At 69.4% G+C, this 22,950-nt stretch carries 20 protein-coding genes; 16 read left to right on the top strand and 4 right to left on the bottom strand.

The features are described from left to right. Window positions 1-33: 33 nt before the first annotated feature. The 3 genes from ACWTPI_RS27020 to ACWTPI_RS27010 all read left to right on the top strand — a co-directional run bounded on the left by ACWTPI_RS27020 (window position 34) and on the right by ACWTPI_RS27010 (window position 3,938). Window positions 34-1,578 carry a 3-hydroxyacyl-CoA dehydrogenase NAD-binding domain-containing protein gene (locus tag ACWTPI_RS27020; protein WP_454733255.1) on the top strand — a complete coding sequence of 515 codons (1,545 nt, stop codon included), beginning with the start codon at window positions 34-36 and terminating at the stop codon, window positions 1,576-1,578. 62 nt (window positions 1,579-1,640) lie between these two features. Next, a complete protein-coding gene (locus tag ACWTPI_RS27015) occupies window positions 1,641-2,810 on the top strand; it encodes an ABC transporter substrate-binding protein (protein ID WP_454733254.1) in 1,170 nt (389 codons plus the stop codon). Between the two features lie 363 nt (window positions 2,811-3,173). Beyond that, window positions 3,174-3,938, top strand: a complete 765-nt coding sequence (locus ACWTPI_RS27010; protein WP_156173792.1) for a helix-turn-helix domain-containing protein — start codon at window positions 3,174-3,176, stop codon at window positions 3,936-3,938. Window positions 3,939-3,980: 42 nt separating this feature from the next. Here ACWTPI_RS27010 and ACWTPI_RS27005 read toward each other — a convergent pair whose 3' ends face one another. Continuing rightward, window positions 3,981-5,570, bottom strand: a complete 1,590-nt coding sequence (locus ACWTPI_RS27005; protein ID WP_454733253.1) for a class I adenylate-forming enzyme family protein — start codon at window positions 5,568-5,570, stop codon at window positions 3,981-3,983. Window positions 5,571-5,806: 236 nt separating this feature from the next. Between ACWTPI_RS27005 and ACWTPI_RS27000 the strand changes: the two genes are divergently transcribed. From ACWTPI_RS27000 to ACWTPI_RS26975, 6 genes are all read left to right on the top strand, one after another. Beyond that, on the top strand, window positions 5,807-6,058 hold the full coding sequence (locus ACWTPI_RS27000) for a helix-turn-helix domain-containing protein (RefSeq protein WP_020202542.1): 252 nt from the start codon (window positions 5,807-5,809) through the stop codon (window positions 6,056-6,058). Between the two features lie 2 nt (window positions 6,059-6,060). Continuing rightward, a complete protein-coding gene (locus ACWTPI_RS26995) occupies window positions 6,061-7,398 on the top strand; it encodes a type II toxin-antitoxin system HipA family toxin (protein WP_454733252.1) in 1,338 nt (445 codons plus the stop codon). A gap of 100 nt (window positions 7,399-7,498) precedes the next feature. Next, entirely contained in the window at window positions 7,499-8,674 is a 1,176-nt protein-coding gene (locus tag ACWTPI_RS26990) for an acyl-CoA dehydrogenase family protein (protein WP_454733251.1), read from the top strand. 170 nt (window positions 8,675-8,844) lie between these two features. Beyond that, window positions 8,845-9,117 (top strand): helix-turn-helix domain-containing protein, encoded by a 273-nt coding sequence (locus ACWTPI_RS26985; RefSeq protein ID WP_020202539.1) that lies wholly within the window; start codon window positions 8,845-8,847, stop codon window positions 9,115-9,117. Then, window positions 9,114-10,418, top strand: a complete 1,305-nt coding sequence (locus ACWTPI_RS26980; protein ID WP_454733250.1) for a HipA domain-containing protein — start codon at window positions 9,114-9,116, stop codon at window positions 10,416-10,418. Before ACWTPI_RS26985 ends, ACWTPI_RS26980 begins: the two co-directional genes overlap by 4 nt. Window positions 10,419-10,493: 75 nt before the next feature. Then, window positions 10,494-12,131: a histidine kinase N-terminal 7TM domain-containing protein gene (locus ACWTPI_RS26975; protein WP_029043501.1), complete on the top strand. Its 1,638-nt coding sequence runs from the start codon at window positions 10,494-10,496 to the stop codon at window positions 12,129-12,131. 15 nt (window positions 12,132-12,146) lie between these two features. Here ACWTPI_RS26975 and ACWTPI_RS26970 read toward each other — a convergent pair whose 3' ends face one another. Continuing rightward, window positions 12,147-13,448, bottom strand: coding sequence for a UDP-N-acetylglucosamine 1-carboxyvinyltransferase (locus ACWTPI_RS26970; protein ID WP_020202536.1), 1,302 nt, complete (start codon window positions 13,446-13,448; stop codon window positions 12,147-12,149). Between the two features lie 268 nt (window positions 13,449-13,716). After that, the gene (locus ACWTPI_RS26965; protein ID WP_020202535.1) at window positions 13,717-14,130 is read right to left on the bottom strand and encodes a hypothetical protein; all 414 of its coding nucleotides are present in this window, start codon (window positions 14,128-14,130) and stop codon (window positions 13,717-13,719) included. A gap of 171 nt (window positions 14,131-14,301) precedes the next feature. Here ACWTPI_RS26965 and ACWTPI_RS26960 point away from each other — a divergent pair, with 171 nt between their 5' ends. The 7 genes from ACWTPI_RS26960 to ACWTPI_RS26930 all read left to right on the top strand — a co-directional run bounded on the left by ACWTPI_RS26960 (window position 14,302) and on the right by ACWTPI_RS26930 (window position 20,775). After that, on the top strand, window positions 14,302-15,102 hold the full coding sequence (locus tag ACWTPI_RS26960; RefSeq protein ID WP_020202534.1) for an IclR family transcriptional regulator: 801 nt from the start codon (window positions 14,302-14,304) through the stop codon (window positions 15,100-15,102). 204 nt (window positions 15,103-15,306) lie between these two features. Beyond that, on the top strand, window positions 15,307-16,449 hold the full coding sequence (locus ACWTPI_RS26955; RefSeq protein WP_454733249.1) for an iron-containing alcohol dehydrogenase: 1,143 nt from the start codon (window positions 15,307-15,309) through the stop codon (window positions 16,447-16,449). Window positions 16,450-16,798: 349 nt separating this feature from the next. Beyond that, entirely contained in the window at window positions 16,799-17,281 is a 483-nt protein-coding gene (locus ACWTPI_RS26950) for a tripartite tricarboxylate transporter TctB family protein (protein ID WP_020202532.1), read from the top strand. A gap of 5 nt (window positions 17,282-17,286) precedes the next feature. Beyond that, window positions 17,287-18,828, top strand: a complete 1,542-nt coding sequence (locus ACWTPI_RS26945; RefSeq protein WP_454733248.1) for a tripartite tricarboxylate transporter permease — start codon at window positions 17,287-17,289, stop codon at window positions 18,826-18,828. A 192-nt stretch (window positions 18,829-19,020) separates the two neighbouring features. Then, entirely contained in the window at window positions 19,021-19,965 is a 945-nt protein-coding gene (locus ACWTPI_RS26940; RefSeq protein ID WP_454733247.1) for a DnaJ C-terminal domain-containing protein, read from the top strand. Window positions 19,966-20,008: 43 nt separating this feature from the next. After that, window positions 20,009-20,287, top strand: a complete 279-nt coding sequence (locus ACWTPI_RS26935; protein WP_197090336.1) for a chaperone modulator CbpM — start codon at window positions 20,009-20,011, stop codon at window positions 20,285-20,287. Window positions 20,288-20,409: 122 nt separating this feature from the next. Continuing rightward, the gene (locus tag ACWTPI_RS26930) at window positions 20,410-20,775 is read left to right on the top strand and encodes a glyoxalase superfamily protein (protein WP_020202528.1); all 366 of its coding nucleotides are present in this window, start codon (window positions 20,410-20,412) and stop codon (window positions 20,773-20,775) included. 103 nt (window positions 20,776-20,878) lie between these two features. Here ACWTPI_RS26930 and ACWTPI_RS26925 read toward each other — a convergent pair whose 3' ends face one another. After that, a complete protein-coding gene (locus tag ACWTPI_RS26925) occupies window positions 20,879-22,390 on the bottom strand; it encodes a hypothetical protein (RefSeq protein WP_082079498.1) in 1,512 nt (503 codons plus the stop codon). Window positions 22,391-22,950 lie beyond the last annotated feature (560 nt).

Below are 22,950 nucleotides of genomic sequence, written 5' to 3'. Positions count from 1 at the left end.
CGCCCGCCGGCGGCGGCCTGCACAGGAGGCGCGATGGGCCATTCCGGCAAGACGGGCGGCAGCGGCCCCGCCAGCCATACCGGCAATGCCGGCGGCGTGGGCGGCGTGGGTGGCATCACCGGCGCCGGCGGCGCGCGCGGCAAGGACAGCGCGGTGTCGCCGGTCTCGCGGGCGCGGCGCCACCTGTTCCTGGCCGAGCGGCAGGCCGCGCGCGTGCCGGGCCTGCCGCCGGGCACGGCGCCGCGCGCGCTGCACGCGGTGGGCGTGGTCGGCGCCGGCACGATGGGCAGCCGCATCGCCATGAGCCTGGCCGGCGCGGGCCTGCCGGTGACGCTGGTGGCCACCGGCGAGGCGGCGCTGGCGCGCGGGCTGGCCTCGGTGCGCGCGCAGTATGACGCGGACCTCCGCGCCGGCCGGCTGCGCCCGGCGCAGGTGGCGCGGCGCCTGCGCCTGATCGCCGGCACGCCGGACCACGGCGCGCTGGCCGGCTGCGGGCTGGTGATCGAGGCGGTGGTGGAGGACATGGCGCTCAAGCAGCAGGTCCATGCCCGGCTGGGCCGCATCTGCCGGCCGGGCGCCATCCTCGCCACCAATACCTCCACGCTGGACGTGGAAGTGCTGGCCGAGGCCAGCGGGCGGGCCGCGGATTTCGTGGGGCTGCATTTCCGCAACCCGTCCAACGGCGGGCGGCTGATCGAGGTGGTGCGCGCCGGCGCCACCGCGCCTGACGTGCTGGCCACCGCCATGCAACTGGCGCGGCGGCTGGGCAAGGCGGCGGTGGTGTCCGGCGTGTGCTTCGGCTTCATCGGCAACCGCATGGCCGAGGCCTACCTGCGCGAGAGCGAGTTCCTGATGATGGAAGGCGTGAGCCCGGCCCGGCTCGACGCCGTGATGGAAGCCTATGGCATGGCGATGGGGCCGTGCCGGATGCTGGACCTGGCCGGCATCGACGTGGCCGCGCGCATCGTGCTGGAGTACGGCAAGGCGGGCGGCCTGCCGCCCGACCCGGCCTACCGCGCGGTGGTGCGCACCTTGTTCATGCTGGGCCGGCTCGGCTGCAAGAGCGGCGCGGGCTTCTACCGCTATCCCGCCGGCGCGCCGGTGGCGGACCCGGAAGTGGCGCGCCTGTGCGGCGCGCTGGGCCGCGCGCACGGCATGGCGCGGCGCGGCGACGTCGGCGACGAGGAAATCGCCGAGCGGCTGCTCTACCCGCTCATCAACGAGGCGGCCAAGCTGCTGGAGGAGGGCGTGGCCTGCCGGCCCGGCGACATCGACCTGGTGTGGACGGCGGGCTACGGCTTCCCGGACTACCTGGGCGGGCCGGTGTGGCTGGCCGACAGCATCGGGCTGGCGCGCGTGGTGGCGGGGCTGGAGCGCTATGCCCGGCAGCGCGGCAATCCCTATGACTACTGGGACGTGTCGCCGCTGCTGGCGGCGCTGGCGCGCGGCGGGCAGCGGCTGTCGGCGTGGTCGCCGCGGCCCCGTCCGCGCGATATGCCGCATGCGCCAGATACACCCGACCAGCCCGCGCCGGCCGCGATCCATTCGGGACTCGAGCCGCCGCAGAGCGTGCATTGAAGCAGCACGGCCAACAACGACGAATGACGACGAACAACGAACAACGATACAAGGAGACAACCATGATCCGGAAAACCATCCTCGCCGCCGTGGTGCTGGCGCTCGGCGCCGGCGCGCACGCCGACACGCGCGGCGTCACCGACAAGGAAATCGTGCTCGGCCTGATCACCGACATGTCGGGGCCGATCGTCAACTACGGCAAGGAGTCGCGCAACGGCATGACGCTGGCCGTGGAGGAAATCAACGCGCGCGGCGGCGTGCAGGGCCGCAAGATCCGCGTGGTGGTGGAAGACAACGGCTACGAGCCCAGGCGCGCCGTGCTGGCCGCGCAGAAGCTGGTCACGCAGGACGGCGTGTTCGCCATCGTGGGCCACCTGGGCACCGCGCCCAACATGGCCACGCTGCCGTTCCTGCTGCAGAGCAAGGTCTTCAATTTCATGCCGCAGAGCGCGGCGCGCGACATGTACGAGCCGGCCAGCCCGTACAAGATCGCGCTGGGGCCGTCGAACTACCTGATGTCGACGACCATCATGGACTACTTCATGACGCAGAAGCCCTACCAGCGCGTGGGCGCGCTGTACCAGGACGACGACTACGGGCGCGAATCCGTGGAGGGCGTGGTGGCCTACCTCAAGTCCCGCGGCATGACGCTGGTGGAAAAGGTCTCGTACAAGCGCGGGGCGACGGATTTCTCGTCGCAGATGGCGCGGCTCAAGGCGGCCAACTGCGACCTCGTGTTCAACGCCTCCACCATGCGCGAGTACGTGGCCTCGGCGCAGGAGGCGCGCAAGATCGGCTTCGCCCCGGTCTTCGCCGGCACCACGGCCAACTACTCGCGCCAGGTGCCGCAGCTGGGCGGCCAGGCGGCGCAGGGGCTGCACGCGGCGGCCTTCATCATGCTGCCCTACGCGGATGACGCAAACCCGGCGGTGCGGCAATGGGCGGCAGCATACAAGAAGCGCTTCAGCGAGGAGCCGGACGTGTACGCGATGTTCAGCTACTACGCCTACACCACCTTCGCCATCGTCGCCGACAAGGCGGGGCGCAACCTGACGCCGGAGACCTTCAACGCGGCGATGGAAGCCACCAAGCTGCCGCAGGACGCGCTCGGCAACCCGGGCTTCAACGTCTCGGCCGCCAACCGGCTGAGCAACGACCGCATCCGCATCATGCAGGTGGCCGGCGACAAGTGGATTCCCGCCAGCGACCTGCTGCCGCCGCCGAAGCTGTAGCCCGGGATGCCGGCCTCCGAACGTAAACGACCGCGGGATCGGGAAATTCGGGTTGCGCCAGCGCCGCCAGGGGCACTACGATGAGGCGGCTGGCACGGCTACCCGATCGCTATCCGATAGCGGTCAGGTAGCGGTCAGGTAGCCACCTGACGCAAGACGCGGGCGGCCCTGCCGGCTATGCTGCCCCTGGCGCGCCGCTCCGTGCGGCGCCGCCACCACACACAAGCCGGCCCGGCGACGCACCCACGGGCGCGCGGATGGCGCCGGCAGGAGACAAAGGACATGCAGATGCAGGCAAGCAGCATTGCGTGCCCGCCAGCCACGACCCCGGCGCCAGGTGCCGCGGACGGAGGCGGCCGGGTGATGTGGGTCACGCCGGAGCGGCTGTTCTATGCGGGCCTGCTCGGTTCGCCGTCGGTGCGGACGATGGGCGGACTGCTGATCTACGTGGCGTTGCGCGCACCGATCCGCATCAGCCTGGACGGCGCGCGCTGGGACAGCACCGAGCTCGCGGTGGTGCCGGCCTACATGCCGCATTCGGTGGCCTGCGACGACCGCATGATCTGCGACCTCGGGCTGGAGGCCGAGAGCATCGACCTGGAGCGGCTGCCCGCCGTGATCCGCGGGCAGGCCGGCCCGGTGGAGGACGCCGCCTTCGCGCGCCACGTGCGCCAGGCCCATGCTTGGCTGAGCCGGCACGGCAGGGAACTCGACCTGCAGGCCGGCAGCTTCGACCAGATCTTCTTCGGACAGGCGCTGGCGCGGCGCCGGCTGGACCCGCGCATCGAGGCGGTGGTGGAGCGCATCCGCGGCGCGCCGTCGGCCACCGCCACGGCGGAGTCCTGCGCGGCGTCGGCGCATCTGTCGTTCTCGCGCTTCCTGCACCTGTTCAAGGAGGAGGTCGGCACGCCGTTCCGCAGCTTCCGCACCTGGAAGCGCGCGCGCAGCCTGCTGCATTACGTCACGCAGGATTCCAACCTCGCGCACGTGGCGCTCGATACCGGCTACCCGGACTCCACGCATTTCAGCCATTCGATCCGGCAGGTCTACGGGCTCAAGCCCAGCGACATCTTCGCCGGCTCGCGCAAGCTGGCGCTGATCGGCGAGCGGCGGGTCGTGGTCGGTTAGCCGGCTGGCCAGTGAACGTCAATGAAGGCCAACGAAGGCCAGCTAGCCCGCCGCGCTTTCCTCGCGCAAGGCCGCCTTGTGGATCTTGCCGGCCGGCGTCATCGGCAGCGTGCCGCGCACCACCACCTGGCGCGGCACCTTGTAGTCGGCCAGGCGGCTCGCGCAATAGGCGCGGATCTCCTGTTCCGTGATCTCGCTGCCCGGCCTGGGCACGATGTAGTAGCGCCCGATCTCGCCCAGCACCGGGTCCGGCACGCCGATGCCGGCCACCATCATCACCGCAGGATGGTGCGCGATCACGCCTTCGATCTCGGCCGGGTAGACGTTGAAGCCGCCCTGGATGTACATGTCCTTCTTGCGGCCCTTGAGCTGGATGTAGCCGCGCGCGTCCACGTAGCCCAGGTCGCCCGAGCGCAGCCAGCCATCAGTGCCGAAGGCGTCGGCATTGCCCGCGCCGCCGGCGCCACCGATGTAGCCGCCGCACACGCCGGCGCCGCGAAAGCACAGCTCGCCGATTTCCCCGGGCGCGGCGATCTCGCCGGCCGGCGTGACCACGCGCACCTCGGCGGTGTCGAAGACGCGGCCGATCGACGCCATCAGGTCTTCGTGCGCGGCGTCCCACGGCGTCATGACGATGGCGCCCGAGGCTTCGGACAGGCCATACAGGTTCATCACGGCGGCCTGCGGCATGCGCGCCTGGAGCTTCTCGAGCAGGGCGGCGTCCACGGTGGCGCCGCCCACGATCACCAGCCGCACCGAGGAAAAGTCCATGCCGGCGGCGTCCGGATGCATCAGCAGCAGCGTGGCCATCGTCGGCACGCCGGAGAAGATGGTCGGCGGGTGCCGGCGCATCATGGCCAGCACGGTGTCGGCCTTGAATACCGGCACCAGTTCGCAGGTGCCGCCGCCGAGCAGGTAGCTCAGCACGCCGCAGGTGATGCCGCCCACGTGGTTGAAGGGCAGGGCGATCTGCACGTGGTCGTGCTCGCCGGCGCGCGTGTGGCGCGCCTGCGCCCAGGCCGAGGCCAGCAGGCTGCGGTGCAACAGGCCGGCGCCCTTGGGGCGGCCGGTGGTGCCGGAGGTGTAGATCACCATCGCGAGGTCGTCCGGCGCGACGCGCGCCTCGGCCGCCCGCAGCGCGGCGCGGTCCGGCGGCGTGTCCAGCAGTTGCGCGAAGACGGGCACGCCGGGCAGCGGCTCCGGCATGGCGTCGATGGGAATGACGTGGCGCAGCCCGGGCATGCGCGGCAGCAGGCGCCCCAGCATGCCGAGGAAGTCGAAGCCTTCGGCCCGCGGCACCGTGAAGACGGCCTTGGCGCCGCTGTCGTTGACCATGTGCTCGATCTCGTGGTCGCGGTAGCGCACGCTCAGGCCCACCACCGCCACGCCGATGCGGGTGGCGGCGAAGAACAGCTGCAGCCATTCGATCTGGTTCAGGCCGATCAGCCCGATGCGGTCGCCATGCCGCAGCCCCAGCCCGAGCAGGCCGCAGGCCAGCCGCGCCGAGGCGGCCTCGACCTCGCCGAAGCTGTGCGCCTGCTCGCCGCACAGGTAGGCGGTGCGCTTGTCCCAGCGCTCGCTGGCTTGCTGCAGGGCGGCGCCGATGGTGGCGGGCGGCTGGGTCGGGACCATGCGGATTCTCCGTTGGGGGAAGGGAAATGCGCTTGTGCGGCAGCTTGAGCACAGGAGCGTAGCCAACGCGGCGGCGCAAGGCTTGCGGAAAGTGGCTGGCCGGGCCTCCGGCGGCGTGCGGGGCTGCGCCGCCATTTACGAATGACATGCGTAAATGATAAATACCCACTTCATTGGTATTTGCAAAATACCCATATTGTTTGTAAAGTGACATTACCCATGTCGTAGGCAAGACCATGAAACAACAGCTTTCCACCGCCACGCAGCTAGGCCAGGTGCTGCTATCCGCACGGCGGGCCGCCGGGCTGTCGCAGTCCGACCTCGCCGCGCGCCTCGCCGTCAGCCAGAGCCGCATCTCCCACATGGAACTGAACCCCGGCACCATCAGCGCCGGCCAGCTGCTGGCGCTGGTGAGCGTGCTGGGGCTGGAACTGGTGGTGCAGGACCGCGGCGCGGCGGACGCCGCGGCGCCCGCGGTGGAGTGGTAGCGATGGGCCGCAGGTCGCACGCGCGCGCGTTGTCGCTATGGGCCAACGGCGAGCGCGTGGGGACGTGGCGCATCCCCGCGCGCGGCGAGATGGAGCTGCTGTACGACCCGGCGTGGATGGCCTCGCCGGCCGGGCGGCCGCTGTCCCTGTCGCTGCCGTTCGGCGTGGACGCCGCGCCGCTGCGGGGCGAGCGGGTGCGCAACTATTTCGACAACCTGCTGCCCGACAGCGACACCATCCGCAAGCGGCTGGCCACGCGCTTCCAGACCGCCGGCACGGACGCCTTCGACCTGCTCGAAGCCATCGGCCGCGACTGCGTGGGCGCCGTGCAACTGCTGGCGGAGCACGCGCAGCCGGCCGGCCACGACCGCATCGACGGCACGCCGCTGTCGGATGCGGACATCGCCGCCTTGCTGCGGCAGACCGTCGGCCCGGCCGCGCCCGGCGCGCGCGACGACGACGATTTCCGCATCTCGCTGGCCGGCGCGCAGGAGAAGACCGCGCTGCTGTGGCACGGCGGGCGCTGGCTGAAGCCGCACGGCGCCACGCCGACCACGCACATCCTCAAGCTGCCGCTCGGGCTGGTCGGCAACAAGCGCGCCGACCTCGGCACCTCGGTCGAGAACGAATGGCTGTGCCTGGCCATCCTGGCCGCCTACGGGCTGCCGGCCGCGCGCGGCGAGATCCACGCGTTCGACGGGCAGAAGGTGCTGGCCGTGCAGCGCTTCGACCGCCAGATGCATTCGTCGGGCAACTGGATCCTGCGGCTGCCGCAGGAGGATTTCTGCCAGGTGCTGGGCGTGCCGCCGCACCTCAAGTACGAGGCCGACGGCGGCCCCGGCATGCGCGACATCGCGCAGATCCTGCGCCAGTCCGTCGACGCGGACGCCGACCTGGAAACCTTCCTCGCCACGCAGGTCCTGTTCTGGATGCTGGCGGCGCCCGACGGGCACGCCAAGAACTTCAGCATCCGCCTGCTGCCGGGCGGGCGCTTCCGCATGACGCCGCTGTACGACGTGATGTCGATCTGGCCGGTGGTGGGCAACGGCGCCAACCAGTGGTCCTGGCACAAGGCCAAGCTGGCGATGGCGGTGGCCGGCAAGAACCGGCACTACCTGTTCAAGGACGTGCAGCGCCGGCATTTCAACGCGATGGCGGCGAAGTGCTTCCACGGGCCGGACGCCGAGGCCATCATCGGCCGGCTGGTCGCGCGGACCCCGGCCGTGATCGCGCAGGTGAACGCGGCGCTGCCGGCGGGCTTTCCGCAGAAGGTGGCGGACAGCATCCTGGGCGGGCTGGCGGCGTCGGCGCGGCTGCTGGCGGACATGCCGGCGCGGTAGGGGAGGCGGGCGGCGGCGCCGACCACTTAGCGCAAGACGAACCGCGGCGGCGCGGCCTATGTTCGGGACTCCCAGCCACCCGCCACAGACCGGATTGCGCATGCCCCTCCCGACCCTGCCGCCACTGCCGCACTACTTCACCGCCGAGCACGAACAGTTCCGCGGCACGCTGCGCGCGTTCGTCGCGCGCGAGATCACGCCGTTCGCCGGCGCGTGGGACGAGGCCGGCACCTTCCCGCGCGCGCTCTACCGCCGCGCCGCCGAGATCGGCCTGCTGGGGCTGGGCTACCCGGAGGCGTTCGGCGGCACGCCGGGCGACCTCTTCTACCACATCGTCCAGGCCGAGGAATTCGCCCGCAGCGGCTCGGGCGGCGTCAACGCCTCGCTCAACTCGCACACCATCGGCCTGCCGCCCATCGTCGCGGCCGGCAGCCCGGCGCTGCAGCAGCGCGTGCTGCCGCCGGTGATCGCCGGCGAGAAGATCGCCGCGCTGGCCATCACCGAGCCCGGCGGCGGCTCCGACGTGGCCAGCCTGCGCACCACCGCCGTGCGCGACGGCGACCACTACGTCGTCAACGGCGAGAAGACCTTCATCACCTCCGGCATGCGCGCCGACTTCATCACCACCGCCGTGCGCACCGACCCCGCCAACAAGGGCGCGGGCGGCATTTCGCTGCTGCTGGTGGAGGGCAACCCGCCCGGCCTGGCGCGCACCGAGCTGCGCAAGATGGGCTGGCTCGCCTCCGATACCGCCCACCTGCGCTTCGACAACTGCCGCATCCCCGCCGCCAACCTGATCGGCGAGGAAAACCGCGGCTTCCCGCTCATCATGCGCAACTTCAACGCGGAGCGGCTCGGCATGAGCGCCAGCGCCTACGCTTACGGCGAAGCCTGCCTGCGCGAAGCGCTCGACTGGGCGCGCCAGCGCCACACCTTCGGCCAGCCGCTGGTGGCGCGGCAGGTGATCCGCCACAAGCTGGTGGACATGGCGCTGCGCATCGAGGCCGCGCGCAACCTCGTCTATGACCTGGCCTACCGCGTCCAGCACGAAGCCGGCGACCCCGCGCAACTGGTCGCGCGCACCTGCATGGCCAAGATCCAGGCCACCCAGGCCATGCAGTTCTGCGCCGACCAGGCCGTGCAGATCCTCGGCGGCATGGGCTTCATGCGCGGCACCCTGAGCGAGCGCGTCTACCGCGAGGTCAAGGTGATGATGATCGGCGGCGGGTCGGAGGAGATCATGAAGGACCTGGCGGCGCGGCAGCTCGGGTTTTGAGGCAGGAGTTTTGAGGCAGGAACGGCAATAGCGTATTCGTTCGTGACTTTTATGAGGCGAAACAAGGTGGCCGCCCGGTAACGTATCCGATTGAAGACGGTATATGCCTTGCAAGACTGGGAGGCACTATACTGTCTTCGTCCGCATACGTTATTTCCTTCCCGTCACCGATGCAGCATCCCATCTCGGCACCCGCGAATCTCGGGCAACTCGCCCGCGCCGCGCGCATGGCGCAAAAGCTCACGCGCGACGAGCTCGCGCGCGCCACCGGCCTGTCTCCCGCCTTCATCTCCGCGGTGGAGCGGGGCAAGGAAACCGCGCAGGTCGGCAAGGTGCTGCTGCTGCTGCAGGAGCTCGGCGTGCGGCTGTACGGCGAAGCACCGGACGTGCAGGCGTTGATGGCCGAACAGGGCGGGCTTGCCCGCCGGCGGGTGCGCAAATGAGCGAGGACCGCACGCTTGCCGCCTACGCGAACGGCATCAAGATCGGCGAAGTCACCGACAGCAACGGCGTCTGGCGCTTTGCCTACGACGCCGGCTGGCTGCGCGAGCCGGGCCGTTTCGCGCTCTGCCCGAGCCTGCCGCTCGGCCCGCAGGCATTGGTCGACAGCAGCACCGACCGGCCGGTGCAGTATTTCTTCGACAACCTCCTGCCCGAAGAAGGGCAGCGCGCCTTGCTGGCCGGCGCGGCCCGGCTCGACATCGAAGACGCGTGGGGCATGCTGGCGTTCTACGGCGCCGAGTCGGCGGGCGCGATCACGCTGCTCGCGCCGGGCCAGCAGGAACCCGCCCGCAGCCGGGTGCCGCTGTCCTTCGCGGACTTGCATCAGCGCATCCAGGACTTGCCGGGCCGGCCGCTCGACGCCAGGGCGCCCAAGCATATGTCGGTCGGCGGCGCGCAGCACAAGCTGGCGGCCATCCTGGTGGGCAAGCCAGGCGCCCGCCAGTTGCTGGAACCGGTCGGCGCCGAACCGTCCACCCACATTCTCAAGCCGGAAGCCAAAGGCACCGCGTGGCCCCATGCCGCCATCAACGAGTTGTTCTGCATGCGGCTGGCGGCGCGCGCGGGCCTGCCGGTGCCGGCCACCGAATTCCTGCGCGTGCCCGCGCCGGTCTTCGCCATCGCGCGTTTCGACCGCGACGCGAGCGGCGACGCGGTACGGCGGCGGCATGTGATCGACGGCATGCAGTTGCGCGGCAGGAGCCGGACGCTCAAGTACACGCACGCATCCACGCAGACCTTGCGCGCGCTGATCGATCTGACCCGGACCCGCGCGGCCGCGCGCCTCGGCATCTACCGCTGGGTGGTGTTCAACCTGCTGGTGGGCAACGGCGACGCGCACATGAAGAACCTGTCGTTCTTCGCCGACCCGGACGGCTACAGCCTGGCCCCGTTCTACGACATCGTCAGCACCGTGGTCTACGACACCAGGAACCACCGCGACAACGCGCCGTACTGGCCGGATTCGGAGTTGTCGATGCAGATCGGCGCGACCCGGCACTACCGCGACCTCCGGCGCGTGGACGTGATCCAGGCCGGCCAGGAACTGGGCCTGAGCCGGGCCGCCGCCGCCTTCGAACTCGATGCCGTGATCGCCGCCGTCACGGAGCACGCGAATCCCGTCCGGGCGGAGGTGGAGGCCGAGGCCATGCCGGATGGCGGGGAAAGCCGGATCCTGAATGCGATCCTGGCCATGCCGGTCAAGGAAATGTCCGAACGCCTGCGCATGCCGGGCGGAATATAGCGGCATGCCGCCTTATATAATCGGCGGCGTCCCCCGCCGGCGCTGCCGCCGGGCGGGTACCCTGGAACCGGCCGAATGCCTTCGTACCCCTTAGTTCTCTGTCTGACCTTCGCGGTCGTCGGCAGCCTGACGATGGCCCTGCTGGCCTGGACCCGGCGCGACGATCCCACCGTCAAGGCCTTCCTGGTGCTAGCCGGCGGCACGGCGCTGTGGAGCGGGGGCCGCCTGCTGGAGCTGAGTTCGGCCGAGCTGGAAGCGCGCGTGCTGTGGGCCCAGCTGCAGTACGTCGGCATCCTGGCGGTGCCGATCGGCTGGTTCTGCGCCATGCTGCAACTGAGCCGGCCGAAGCTCGCCGTCCCGCGCTGGCTGCTGTCGATGCACGCCGTGGTCAGCGTGGTGACGCTGGGCCTGGTCTTCACCAACGAGCAGCACCGGCTGATCTGGTCGGCGATCGCGCTGGTGCCGGGCGGGGCGCCGCCGGGCGCGGTCTTCACCCACGGGCCGGCCTATGCCGCGCTGGCGGCGTACACCTACCTGCTGCTGTTCGTCAGCCTCTATTTCCTGGCGACGGCGCCCGTGCCGGGCAGCAGCCTGACGCGCGGCGGCCGTGCCGTGCTGGCCGGCGGGCTGGTGCTGCCGCTGCTGGCCAACGTGGCCTACCTGACGCGGCACACGGGGCCGCTGGGCGGCGACCTGACGCCGGCCACGTTCTCGGTGATGACGGTGCTGGTGTGGTTCTGCGCGCTGCGCGGCCATCTGGAAGACGTGGGGCACTACGCCCGGCTGCGGGTGTTCGATTCGCTGCACGAAGGCTGCGTGATCGCCGACGCCAACGATGTCATCGTGGACTCCAACCCGGCGGCGCGGCGCCTGCTGGCCGACATGACGCGCGGCCAGCCGGTGCCGCGCGCGTGGCGGCATGCCGTCGAGGCCAGCCGCGCGGGCGCGCATGGCGGCGGGTCCCATCTGATTTCCGAGGAGCGGGTGGACTACGAGCTGACGGTGGAGTCCGTGCGCAACCTGAACGGGCGGGCGGTGGGCATCATCGTGTTCCTGCGCGACGTGACGCGCTTCCGCTCGCGCGAGCAGGCGCTGACGGTGGAGAACTCCAGCCTGGCGGAGCGGCTGGGCGAGACCGAGGAAAAGCTCTCGCGCATCGAGGCGGACCTGTACCGCGATGCGCTGACCGGCGCCTACAACCGGCGCTTCTTCGAGCGCGAGGCGGCCGCGGTGGTGGCCGCGGCGTGCGAGCGCGGCCTGCCGGTGGGCTTCCTGCTGATCGACGTGGATTACTTCAAGCAGTACAACGACCTGCACGGCCACGTGCATGGCGACGAATGCCTGCGCCGCGTGGCGGGCGCCATCGGCGGCGCGCTGCGCGATGGCCTCGGCAGTCCCGGTGGCGCCGGCGGCTTCTGCGCGCGCGTGGGCGGCGAGGAATTCGTGGTGGTGCTGCCATCGGCGGCGGCGCCGGACACGCGCGCCGCCGGCCTGCGCCTGCTGGAGGCGGTGCGCGCGCTGCGCCTGCCGCACGGCGGCTGGCCCGAGCACCCTTACGTGACCATCAGCGTGGGCGCGGTGTGCGAGATACCGGCCTCGCCGCGGCTGGAGGCGCTGCTGGAACAGGCCGACGCCGCCATGTACGAGGCCAAGCGCAACGGCCGCGACCGCTTCGTCATGCGCGACCAGGCAATGCTGGCCACCTGTCCCTGAGCCGGACGGACCCGGTTATTCCTCGCTGGTCCACTCCACCTGCACGCCCAGGCTGCGCAGGTTTTCCACGAAGCGCGGATGGGCGCGGCGGATCGGCGTGGCGTTGCGGATCTCGGAGCGGCCGTCGATGCTGGCCGCGACCATGAACAGGGCGATGGCCACGCGGATGATGTACGGGCTTTCCACCACCGCCGGCGTGAGCGGGTTGCCGCCGAAGGTGATGAGCCGGTGCGGGTCGGACGAGAACACGTGGGCGCCGAACTTGGAGAGCTCGCCGGTCCAGCCCAGCGCGCCGTCGTAGACCTTGTTCCAGAACATGGCGTTGCCCTTGGCGCGCACGCCCAGCGCGATGAAGATGGGCAGCAGGTCGACCGGGAAATACGGCCACGGCGCGGCTTCCACCTTGGTCAGCACGTTGCTGGTAAACGGCGTCTGCACTTCCAGCGGGCCGGGGCAGGTGGCGCGCGACCAGCCGTCCTCGTGCGTGATCTGCACGCCGAACTTGGCGAAGGTGCGGTCGATCAGCGGGAAATTGCCGGGCGCGCTGTTGCGCACCACCACGTCGCCGCCGGTGATGGCGCCCAGCGCCAGGAAGGTGGTGATCTCGTGGAAATCCTCGTCGAAGTGGAATTCGCCGCCGCGCAGCGCATGGCCGCCGTGCACCGTCACGCGCGAGGTGCCGATGCCTTCGATGCGCACGCCGAGCATCTCCATGAAGCGGCAGAATTCCTGCACGTGCGGCTCGGACGCCGCGTTGGTCAGCGTGGAAACCCCATCGGCGGCGGCCGCGCACAGCACGAAGTTCTCGGTGGTGGTGACGGAAGCGTAGTCGAGCCAGTGATCGTTGGGCGTCAGGCGGCCGGCGCTGCGCACCAGCAGCGAACCGTCGGCGCGCTCGATCTGGCCGCCGAAGCGGCGGAACACGTCCACGTGCGGATCGATCTCGCGCACGCCCAGCGTGCAGCCCTTGACGTTGTCCTCCAGCCGCGCCACGCCGAAGCGCGCCAGCAGCGGCGGCACCAGCATGATGGACGAGCGCATCTCCTCGGGCAGCCGGTGGCTGGCCGCGTCGAAGCGGGTGTCGCGGTGGTGCAGCTCCAGCGTGCCGGTGGCGTGGTCCATGCGCACGTCGCTGCCGAGCGTGCGGAAGATGTCGAGGATCTTGCGCACGTCGGTGATGTCCGGCACGCCGTGCAGGCGCAGCGGCTCCGCCGTGAGCAGCGTGGCGCACAGCACCGGCAGCACCGCGTTCTTGTTGGCGGAGGGGATGATGCGGCCACGCAGAGGCGTACCACCGTGCACGATGAGATTGGACATGGATCAGGAATAAGGGGACTGGCTGGGCTGACGGAGACTTGACGGAGACGGATCGAGGCTGGCCGGAGCGCGACAGCGCGGACCGGCCGCGGGCGCGTCCCGCATTGTACTTGCGCCGGCGCGCCGCGACGCAGCCCGGCACGTCACCTTGTTCTCCTTTTGCCCGCCCTTTGTCTCCCTTTGTCGCCCTTTCCCGGCACGCATGCCCGCCACGGCACCCGCGCGGCGCTCAGGGACCGGATTCAGGGACCGGATTCAGGGACCGGATTCAGGGACCGAAGCTCGAGCGGGCCTGGATGCCCCAGCCGCCGGCCTCCAGGGTCATGACGTACATCGAGTCATAGACGCCGATCACACTGTGGTCCTTGCGAAAGCGCGTGTAGCTCAGCAGCACGTGCGCCTTGCGGGCATTGCACTGCACGACCTCGCGCGATTCCCAGCGGCTGTATGACCAGCCGTCCGCTTCTTCGAGCCGCTTGAACAGGTCCATCGGGTTGCTGCCGGGCGCTTCGTAGATCGTGGTGGTGCCGTTGGCGAGCCGGGTGTGCGGGAAGTGCATGCAGCGGTCCATCGCCGCGGCGTCGTGGTCGTTGAGCGCCTGCATGAAGGCGTCGAGGACGGCGTTGCAGGCGCGCTGGATGTCTTCGCGGGCGGCGACGTTGCTGGTGGATGCGGTGGGCATGGAGGGAAGTGTCTCTAATTTTATGGAACATGAGTTCCGTTTATTTTTGATTGCACGGAACGAGAAAGTCAAATTTTCTTTGGTCTTTCGAATTTACGCCTGCTGCGACACTTGCATTGCCATTTTCTCTGAATATAATGGACCTAATGTTCCATTTTAAATATCCGCAGCGTGAACACCAGGACCGCGACCACCCCCGACCCCGATGACGCCGACAAGGATCAGGTTTCCGCCCTCGCGCGCGGCCTGATGCTGCTGGACTGTTTCCGCTCGCAGGAGCGCTTCCTCGGCATCCAGGAACTGGTCGAGCGCACGGGGCTGCCGAAGGCCACCGTGTCGCGGCTGGCCTACACGCTGCTGGCCAACGGCTATCTCGAATACGCGCAGGCGCAGGCCAAGTTCTACCTGGGCGCGCGGGTGGTCTCGCTGGGCTTCTCCGTGTTGGGCGCCATGCGCGTGCGGCAACTGGCGCGGCCGCTGATGCGCGAGCTGGCCGATGGCTGCTCGGCCTCGGTCGGCATCGGCATGCGCGACCGCCACACCATGCTCTATGTCGAGAATGCGGCCAGCGCGGCCAACCAGAACTTCCGCCTCAACATCGGCTCGCGCGTGCCGCTGGCGACCTCGGCGATGGGCCGCGCCTATTACTGCGGCCTGACCGGGGACGAGCGGGAAGGGCTGCTGGCCGAGCTGTCGCAGCGCGCGCCGTCCGAGTTCGGCCAGATTCGCGACTCGCTCGAAGCCGGCCTGAAGTCCTTTCGCGAACTGGGCTTCTGCCTGTCCGTGGGCGAATGGCAGACCGACGTGAACGCCGTGGGCGTGCCTTACCGCTCGGCCGACGGCACCGCGGTGCTGGGCTTCAATTGCTGCGGGCCAGCCTACCAGCTGACGCCCGGCGATCTGGTCGAGAAATGGGGCCCGCGCCTGCTCAACGTGGTGCGCAACGTCGAGGCGGCAGTATTGGCTGCCTGACTGGCCGCCCGACCGGCCACCTGATTGGCCACCGAACTGGCCACCTGAGCCGGCCCGCCGCGCGGGCCTTCCCTTCCTGATTTACCGAGGCCGGGCGCCAGCGCCCGGCCGGGGCGGCCTCGCGCCGTGTCATGCCACCGCCGGGCTGCCCGGCCAACATAACGAAGGATCACGATGAGACAAGGTTCATTCAGCATTCCGCCGATGGAACGGGTATTTTTCGGGCGGCCGTTCGTCGAGGTGGTCCTGGAGGAAGTGGAGCGGCTCGGCGCGCGCCGCGTGTTCCTGCTGGTCAGCAACACGCTCAACAACAAGACCGACGAGATCGGCAAGCTGCGCGACGCGCTGGGCCCGAGGTTCGCCGCCATCCACGACGACATCCCCGCGCACATTCCGCGCGATGCGGTGCTGCGCGCGGCGGCGGTCGCGCGCGCGGCGGACGCCGACCTGATCGTGACGGTCGGCGGCGGCTCGATCACCGACACCGGCAAGAACGTGCAGCTGTGCCTGGAGCACGACATCACCGAGCTGGACCAGTTCGAGCCGTTCCGCCTCAAGACGGACCCGGCGACGGGCGTGGTGGAGGCGCCGGTGTTCCGCGGACCGAAGGTGCGCCAGATCGCGGTGCCGACCACGCTATCGGGCGGCGAGTTCCACCAGAGCGGCGGCTCCAACGACCCGGTCAGGAAACTCAAGCAGAGCATCCGCAACCCGCTGATGATTCCGCGCACGGTGGTGTTCGATCCGGTGCTGACGCGGCACACGCCGCTCGGGCTGTGGCTGTCCACCGGCATGCGCGCGGTCGACCACGCGGTGGAGTCGTTCTGTTCGCCCTACGGCAGCCCGTTCGTCGACGGCACCGCGCTGCAGGCGCTGCGCACGCTGCCCGATGCGCTCAAGCGCACCAGGAAGGACCCCGGCGACATGGAAGCGCGCGCCGACGCGCAGGCCGGCATGTGGCTGTCGCAGATGGGCATGTGGTCGCTGGTGCCGATGGGCGCCAGCCACGGCATCGGCCACGTGCTCGCGGGCACCTTCCACGTGCCGCACGGCCATTGCACCTGCGTGACCTTGCCGGGCGTGCTGCGCTTCAACAAGCCGGTGACGGAGGAAAAGCAGAAGCTGCTGAGCGCGGCGCTGGGCGACGCGAACCGCGAGACGGCCGACCTCGTGGCCGAGCTGATCGACGCGCTGGAGATGCCGAACCGGCTGCACAAGGTCGGCGTGGAGCGCAAGGACTTCGAGCTGGTGGCGAGGAACGCGCTGCTGGACCGCTGGACGCACAGCAATCCGCGCAAGTTCACGGGGCCGGAGGAAATCATCGCGCTGCTGGAGCAGGTTGCGTAGGCGCGGCGGCGGGCCGCCCGTGTATGGGCCCGCCGTCGGAAAGTTCCGTCCGCGCATGCGTCATGTAGTGATCTATTTTGTATCGGAATTTGTACAAAGTAGAAACATTGATTTTTCCCCGGAATTTCATTCGGACGAAAGCCGAATGCAAGGCGACGGTAAGCGGTTTGGAAGGCTGCGTTCATAGAGTCTCCACACGCCACGGCATCCGCGATTCATTCGCGGCGCGGTGGTGCAGAAATAGGAGACGAAAGGACCAGCCTATGTACCAAGACACCCACACATACCGCCCCGCGGCCACACGGCCGGCGGTGCCCCCCTCGCTGCCAGCGATCCGGGGAGCCGCGCAATGAGCACACCCTCCCAATTCAAGAAGGACTACTACGGCGGCGCCCTGATGACGCTGGTCGGGCTTGCCTCGGTCACGGCCGGGCTGCAATACCGCACCGGCACGCTGGCCCACATGGGGCCCGGCTTCTTTCCGGTCGCCGTGGGCACGCTGCTGGCGCTGGTCGGCGTGATGATCGCGCTGTCCGCGCGCGGCGAGAAGGCCGCGGCGGCGCCGGTGCCGGGGCATGACCACAGCCACGGCCTGCCCGACCTGCGCGGCTGCGTCTGCATCGTGCTGGGCGTGCTGGCGTTCCTGCTGCTGGGCAAGTACGGCGGCCTGATTCCCGCGACGTTCGCGATTGTGTTCATCTCGGCGCTGGGCGACCGCAGCAACACGATCAAGCAGGCCATCGTGCTGGCGCTGGCGATGTGCGTCATCGCCGCGGTGGTGTTCTGGTGGGCGCTGCAATTGCAGTTGCCGCTGTTTACCTGGGGAGGCTGATCATCATGGTCTCGAGTGCTTTGCATGACCTGTGGTTCGGCTTCGGCGTTGCCTTCCAGGGCACGAACCTGATGTGGTCCTTTTTCGGCGTGCTGGTCGGCAACCTGATCGGCGTGCTGCCCGGCATGGGCGCGCTGTCGGCGATCTCCATCCTGCTGCCGCTGACCTACGCGATGCACCCCGTGCCCGCGGTGCTGATGCTGGCCGGCATCTTCTACGGCTCGCAGTACGGCGGCGCCATCGGCGCGATCCTGCTCAACCTGCCTTCGCATCCGCCGCACGCGGTGACCTGCCTCGACGGCTACCCGATGACGCGGGCGGGCAAGGGCGGCACGGCGCTGGGCATCACCATGATCTGCTCGTTCTTCGCCGCCTCGGTGGGCATCATCGTGATGATCTTCGCCTCGCCGCTGCTGACGGAAATCTCGTTCAAGTTCGGCCCGACCGAGATCTTCTCGATCATGCTGCTGGGGCTGCTGGCGGGTTCCACCATGTCGCGCGGCTCGCCGCTCAAGGGCGTGGCGATGACGCTGTTCGGCCTGCTTTGCGGTGTGGTCGGCACCGACGTGAACACCGGCACGTTCCGCTTCGCGCTGGACATCCCGGAGCTGAGCGACGGCCTGGAACTGGTGGCCATCGCGATGGGCCTGTTCGGCGTGGCGGACTTCCTGCTCAACGTCAACCGCATGGCGGTGGTGCACAACAAGGGCTCGCTGCGCATCCGCGATATGCGGCCGTCGATGGCCGAGCTGAAGGAGGCATTCTGGCCGATGGTGCGCGGCACCGGCGTGGGCACCGTGTTCGGCGCCATGCCCGGCACCGGCCCCACCATCACCACCTTCATCGCCTATGCGCTCGAGCGCAAGATCTCCAAGACGCCGGAGAAATTCGGCACCGGCATGATCGCGGGCGTGGCCGCGCCGGAGGCTTCGTCGCACTCCAAGACGCAGGTGGACTTCATCCCCACCATGAGCCTGGGCATCCCCGGCGACGCGGTGATGGCGCTGATCCTCGGCGCGCTGATGATCCAGGGCATCTCTCCCGGCCCGCAGCTGATCGGCGAGCACCCGGACATCTTCTGGGGCCTGATCGCCAGCTTCTGGATCGGCAACGTGCTGCTGATCGTGCTGAACGTGCCGCTGATCGGCGTGTGGGTCAAGCTACTGCAGGTGCCATACCGCTACCTGTTCCCCTCGGCGATGTTCTTTATCGTGGTGGGCGTCTTCAGCACGCAGAACAGCCTGTTCCAGATATGGGAAGTCATGGCCTTCGGCCTGATCGGGGCCTTGTTCATGTGGCTCGGGTTCTCGGTGGCGCCGATCCTGCTCGGCTTCGTGCTGGGGCCGATGGTGGAAGAGAACTTCCGCCGCGCCTTGCTGCTGTCGCGCGGCGACATGATGATCTTCGTGCAGCGCCCGATCAGCTGCACCTTCGTCATCGCCTCCGCGCTGCTGCTGCTCGGCGTCACGTACTCGGTGTGGCGCGGCCGCAAGAAGCCGCGCAAGCCGATCGAAGTCCCCGCCAGCGAACCCGCGCTGAGCAAGTAATACCCCCGCGTAGCGCCCCCGGCGCGGATTGCCGCGGTCATGCGCTGGCATGACCGGCAAGCCGCCGGGGAGGGCGGGGCGCGCGCCCCGCCACGGGAGAATCACACGCCGCGCCCCGAGCCTTGGCTATACTTGAGCGGATGCCGGCCGCGAGTGCCGGCCGCATCTCGCAGTCCCTTGCCGGGAGCCCGCATGGAGTTCAAGGATTACTACGCGACGCTGGGCGTGGAGCGCACGGCCACGCAGGACGACATCAAGCGTGCCTATCGCAAGCTGGCGCGCAAGTACCACCCCGACCTGAACAAGGAACCCGATGCGGAGGCCCGCTTCAAGGACGTGGCCGAGGCATACGAGGCGCTGAAGGACAGCGAGAAAAGAGCCGCCTACGACGACGTCGAGGCGCGCTACAAGTCCGGCCGGGAGTTCACCCCGCCGCCGGGCTGGGACAGCGGCTTCGAGTACAGCGGCGGCGATGGCTATGCCGGCGCCGACATGGACCACAGCGATTTCTTCGAGACGCTGTTCGGCGCCCGCGCGGCCGGCGCGCGCAGCACGCGCGGCACGCACATGGCCGGCAGCGACCATCACGCCAAGGTGCAGATCGACCTGCGCGACGCCTACCGGGGCGCCCGCCGCACCATTTCGCTGCGCGTGCCGCAGATGGACGCGGACGGGCACGTGCGCATGCGCGAGCGGCAGCTGGACGTGAGCATCCCGAAGGGCATCCGCGGCGGCCAGCACCTGCGGCTCGCCGGGCAGGGCGGCCCCGCCATCGGCGATGCGCCGGCCGGCGACCTGTACCTCGAAGTCGCGTTCGCGCCGGACCCGCTGTTCCGCGTGGACGGCGGCGATGTCTACGTCGACATCCCGGTGGCGCCCTGGGAAGCCGCGCTCGGCGCGGACGTCATCATCCCCACGCCGGACGGCAGCGTGCAGATGAAACTGCCGCCCGGCTCGGCGTCGGGCCGCAAGCTGCGGCTCAAGGGCAAGGGCATTCCCGGCGGCCAGCCCGGCGACCTGTACGCGGTGCTGTCGATCGCCCTGCCGCCGGCGGACACGGACAAGGCGAAGGCAGCCTACCGGGAGATGGCGAAGACCTTCGACGGCTTTGCCCCGCGCCGTTCACTGGAGGCTTGATGCGATGAGCGATAACGGCATGCCCGGCTTGCAGGGCGTTCTCGTGGAGCAAGAGGTCCAGTTCACGCTGGTCGAACTGAGCGTGGCCTGCCGGGCCGAAACGGATCAGGTGGCCGCGCTGGTGGCGGAGGGCGTGATCCCCGCGCACGGCGAGGACCCGCGCCAATGGCGCTTCGACGGCTCGGCCCTGAAACGCACGCGCACGGCGCTGCGGCTGATGCACGACCTCGAACTGAGCGTGGGCGGCACCGCCGTGGTACTCGACCTGCTGGAGCAGATCGAGACGCTGAGGGCGCGGCTGCGGCAGCTGGGAGAACGATGAGGCAGGCAGGTGACGCAAGACCGGGCGCGGGCGCCCGGGCGCTGCCCGGGCTTTGCAGGTTCCCGGCGCGCATCCATCATTGCCAGTCCGCCAGTCCGCCAGTCTCCCGATCCGCTGAAGCCATGAATCTGTCCGCCGCCATCCCGATCCTCCGCATCTTCTCGATCGACAAGGCCAGGGAGTTCTATCTGGACTACCTCGGCTTCTCGCTGGAGTGGGAGCATCGGTTCGGCGACGATTTTCCGCTGTACATGCAGGTCAGGCGCTCCGGCCTGACGCTGCACCTGAGCGAGCACCACGGCGACGCGACGCCCGGATCGACGGTGTTCGTGCCGGTCCATGACATCGATGCGCTCCATCGCGAACTGGAATCGAAGCCGTATCGATATGCGAAGCCCGCCATCGAAGCCCTCGGCTGGGGACGGCAACTGCAGGTGGCGGATCCATTCGGCAATCGCCTGCGCTTCTGCGAGCTTTCCGAGGACTAGCGCGGTCCGCGCCGGCCCGGCGAAAAAAAGCCCGCTTCGCAGCGGGCTGTCCAGCCTGTCCATGTGGAATCCGCCCGGCGGCGCATGGCCGCCGGGCAGGACATCACGGACGATTCACCGAAATGTCGAGGTACGGCTTCGTGACGTGCAGGCCGATGTTCACGCCCACGCCGGTGTTGCCCAGCGACATCGCGATCAGTTCGTCCGCGGCGCTGCCCTTGGCGCGATAGCGCAGGCCGTTTACCGGAACGTTCTGCGTCCAGGCGTCGACGCGCTTGTCGTCGATGCGGGTGCGCGTGTACGTGCTGGTCTTGGGATCGACGCTGGTGATCGTGGTGCTCCAGACGCCAAACTGGCTGGCGAGGTCGGCAAATGCCACATAGTCCCAGTACGAGTTGGTCGAACCGGCAACGGGCAGGGCGCGCACGACCTGCTTGGTGGCGACGATGAGGCCGTTCGACTGGCCGATCACCGCGGACACCAGTCCGTCCGTGCCCTTGAACGCCGCCGCCCGGCCAGTGCCGGCGTTGCTGGTCGCCGCAAAAGAGCCGTCGTTGTTGGCCGTGAGCGTGGCCAGCTCGCCGGCGCCCCAGCTCGTGCAGGCGTTATCGTCGTCGCAGCTCGAAGCGGCCGTCATCTTGCCGTTGGCGTCCAGCGTGAAGGTCAGGCGTGACGTACCGTACGTGTTGCCGTTGTCGGCGCTCTGGAAAGCCAGCGCATTCCAGTTGCCGGCGAGGTCGGCCAGCGGCAGCTGCTGTGCCGGCACGACGAAGCCCAGCAGGCCATTCGGCGCCGCCACGGCGCCGGCGCTCGGGATCAGCAGCGACACGCCCGATTTCGAGACCAGCAGGCTGGAAGGGGTGCCGGTGACGTCGAAGCGGCAGGCATCGTTCACGGCCGGCGCCAGCGGCCACGTCGGATTCACGACGGAAGCCGAGATCATGCTGGTCAGCGGCGAATTGTCCGTCAGGGTCAGCGCGTCCGCATCGACGGTCAGCGAGGAGAAGTAGCCGGCGCGCAGCCCGAAATACTTGCCCGTGCGCAGGCCCGCGCAGGTGGCGGAGGCCTTCTGCAGGATCGTGCCGATGGCCACCGGGCCCGCGTTGCTGCCGATGGCCGTGGACAGGTCGGCCACGGTGGCCTTGGACGTCGCCAGGCGCGCGGCCAACTGGTCCAGCAACTGGTCCAGCGCGTTGCCGGCCTTGCCGCCGCTGGCCGCCACCAGCGCGCCCTTGAGCGGGTCGGTGCCGGAGATGTCGACCAGGCCGGTCAGCGCCAGGCGCACGGTATCGGTCGAGGTCGACAGGTTGGCGGCGGTCAGCCGTGCCTGGGCATTGGCGTCGAACTGGTCGAAGAACGTGCTCGTGCTGCCTTGCGCCAGCGCGGCCGTGACCAGTTCGGTCAGCGGCGTGATGTTGGCCACCACGCTGGTGTCCGTGCCGGCTTCCACCACCGAATGCAGCACCGTGCCGTCCGGCGCCACCGCGCTCAGCACGCAGGGGCGCTTGGCGTCGGCGATGTTGATCGTGAAGGTGCCGTCGGCGGCCGTCGTGGCGCTGCCGCCGCCGACCGCGCACTTGGCCTGCACGGTGACGTTGGCCAGTGCCGCGCCCACCGCGGCAGTGCCGCTGACCTTGGTGGTAATGGGCGCAGGCGCAGTTGCTGCGCTATCCCCCGAACCGCCGCCGCATGCGGAAAGCACGGCAGCCGCCAGCCCCGCCAAAACAAGTTTCGATTTCATCCCTGAATGTCTCTTATCTGGTTGATTTCTGTCGCGCACACCGGGAGGTTCCCGACCCTTGACTCCCTTGGCTCTGGCGTGCGCTCCGGCCGGCACGGGCTGTCAGGCCAATGCCAGGCGGCGTCGAGTCTCGCGCAACGGTTTTCGACCTGATACCCCGCCAAAGGTGGAGTTGACAAATATGGCGTGCTGCACACTTGGCGAGGCGGGCATTGGCGGCCGGGGCATCCGGGCGCCGTCGTGGGGGTGGTGCAGGGCGGTGGTGACGCGGGCCTGATGCGACCAGGATGGGAGCGGGATGGGAGCGGATTCACTGCGATGCCGGTCTTCCGTTGTGCCCCCAGTCAGGTGGCCACTCAGGCAGGCGGGCTTCAGGCGGTCGGGCGCCATTCTGTTTCCCTGAAGCAAAAGTGACATATAAGACCATTAATATG

Source organism: Cupriavidus ulmosensis, assembly GCF_977008105.1.
Note: the sequence above shows the minus strand (reverse complement) of the source record. Positions and strands in the feature narration are given on the sequence as shown.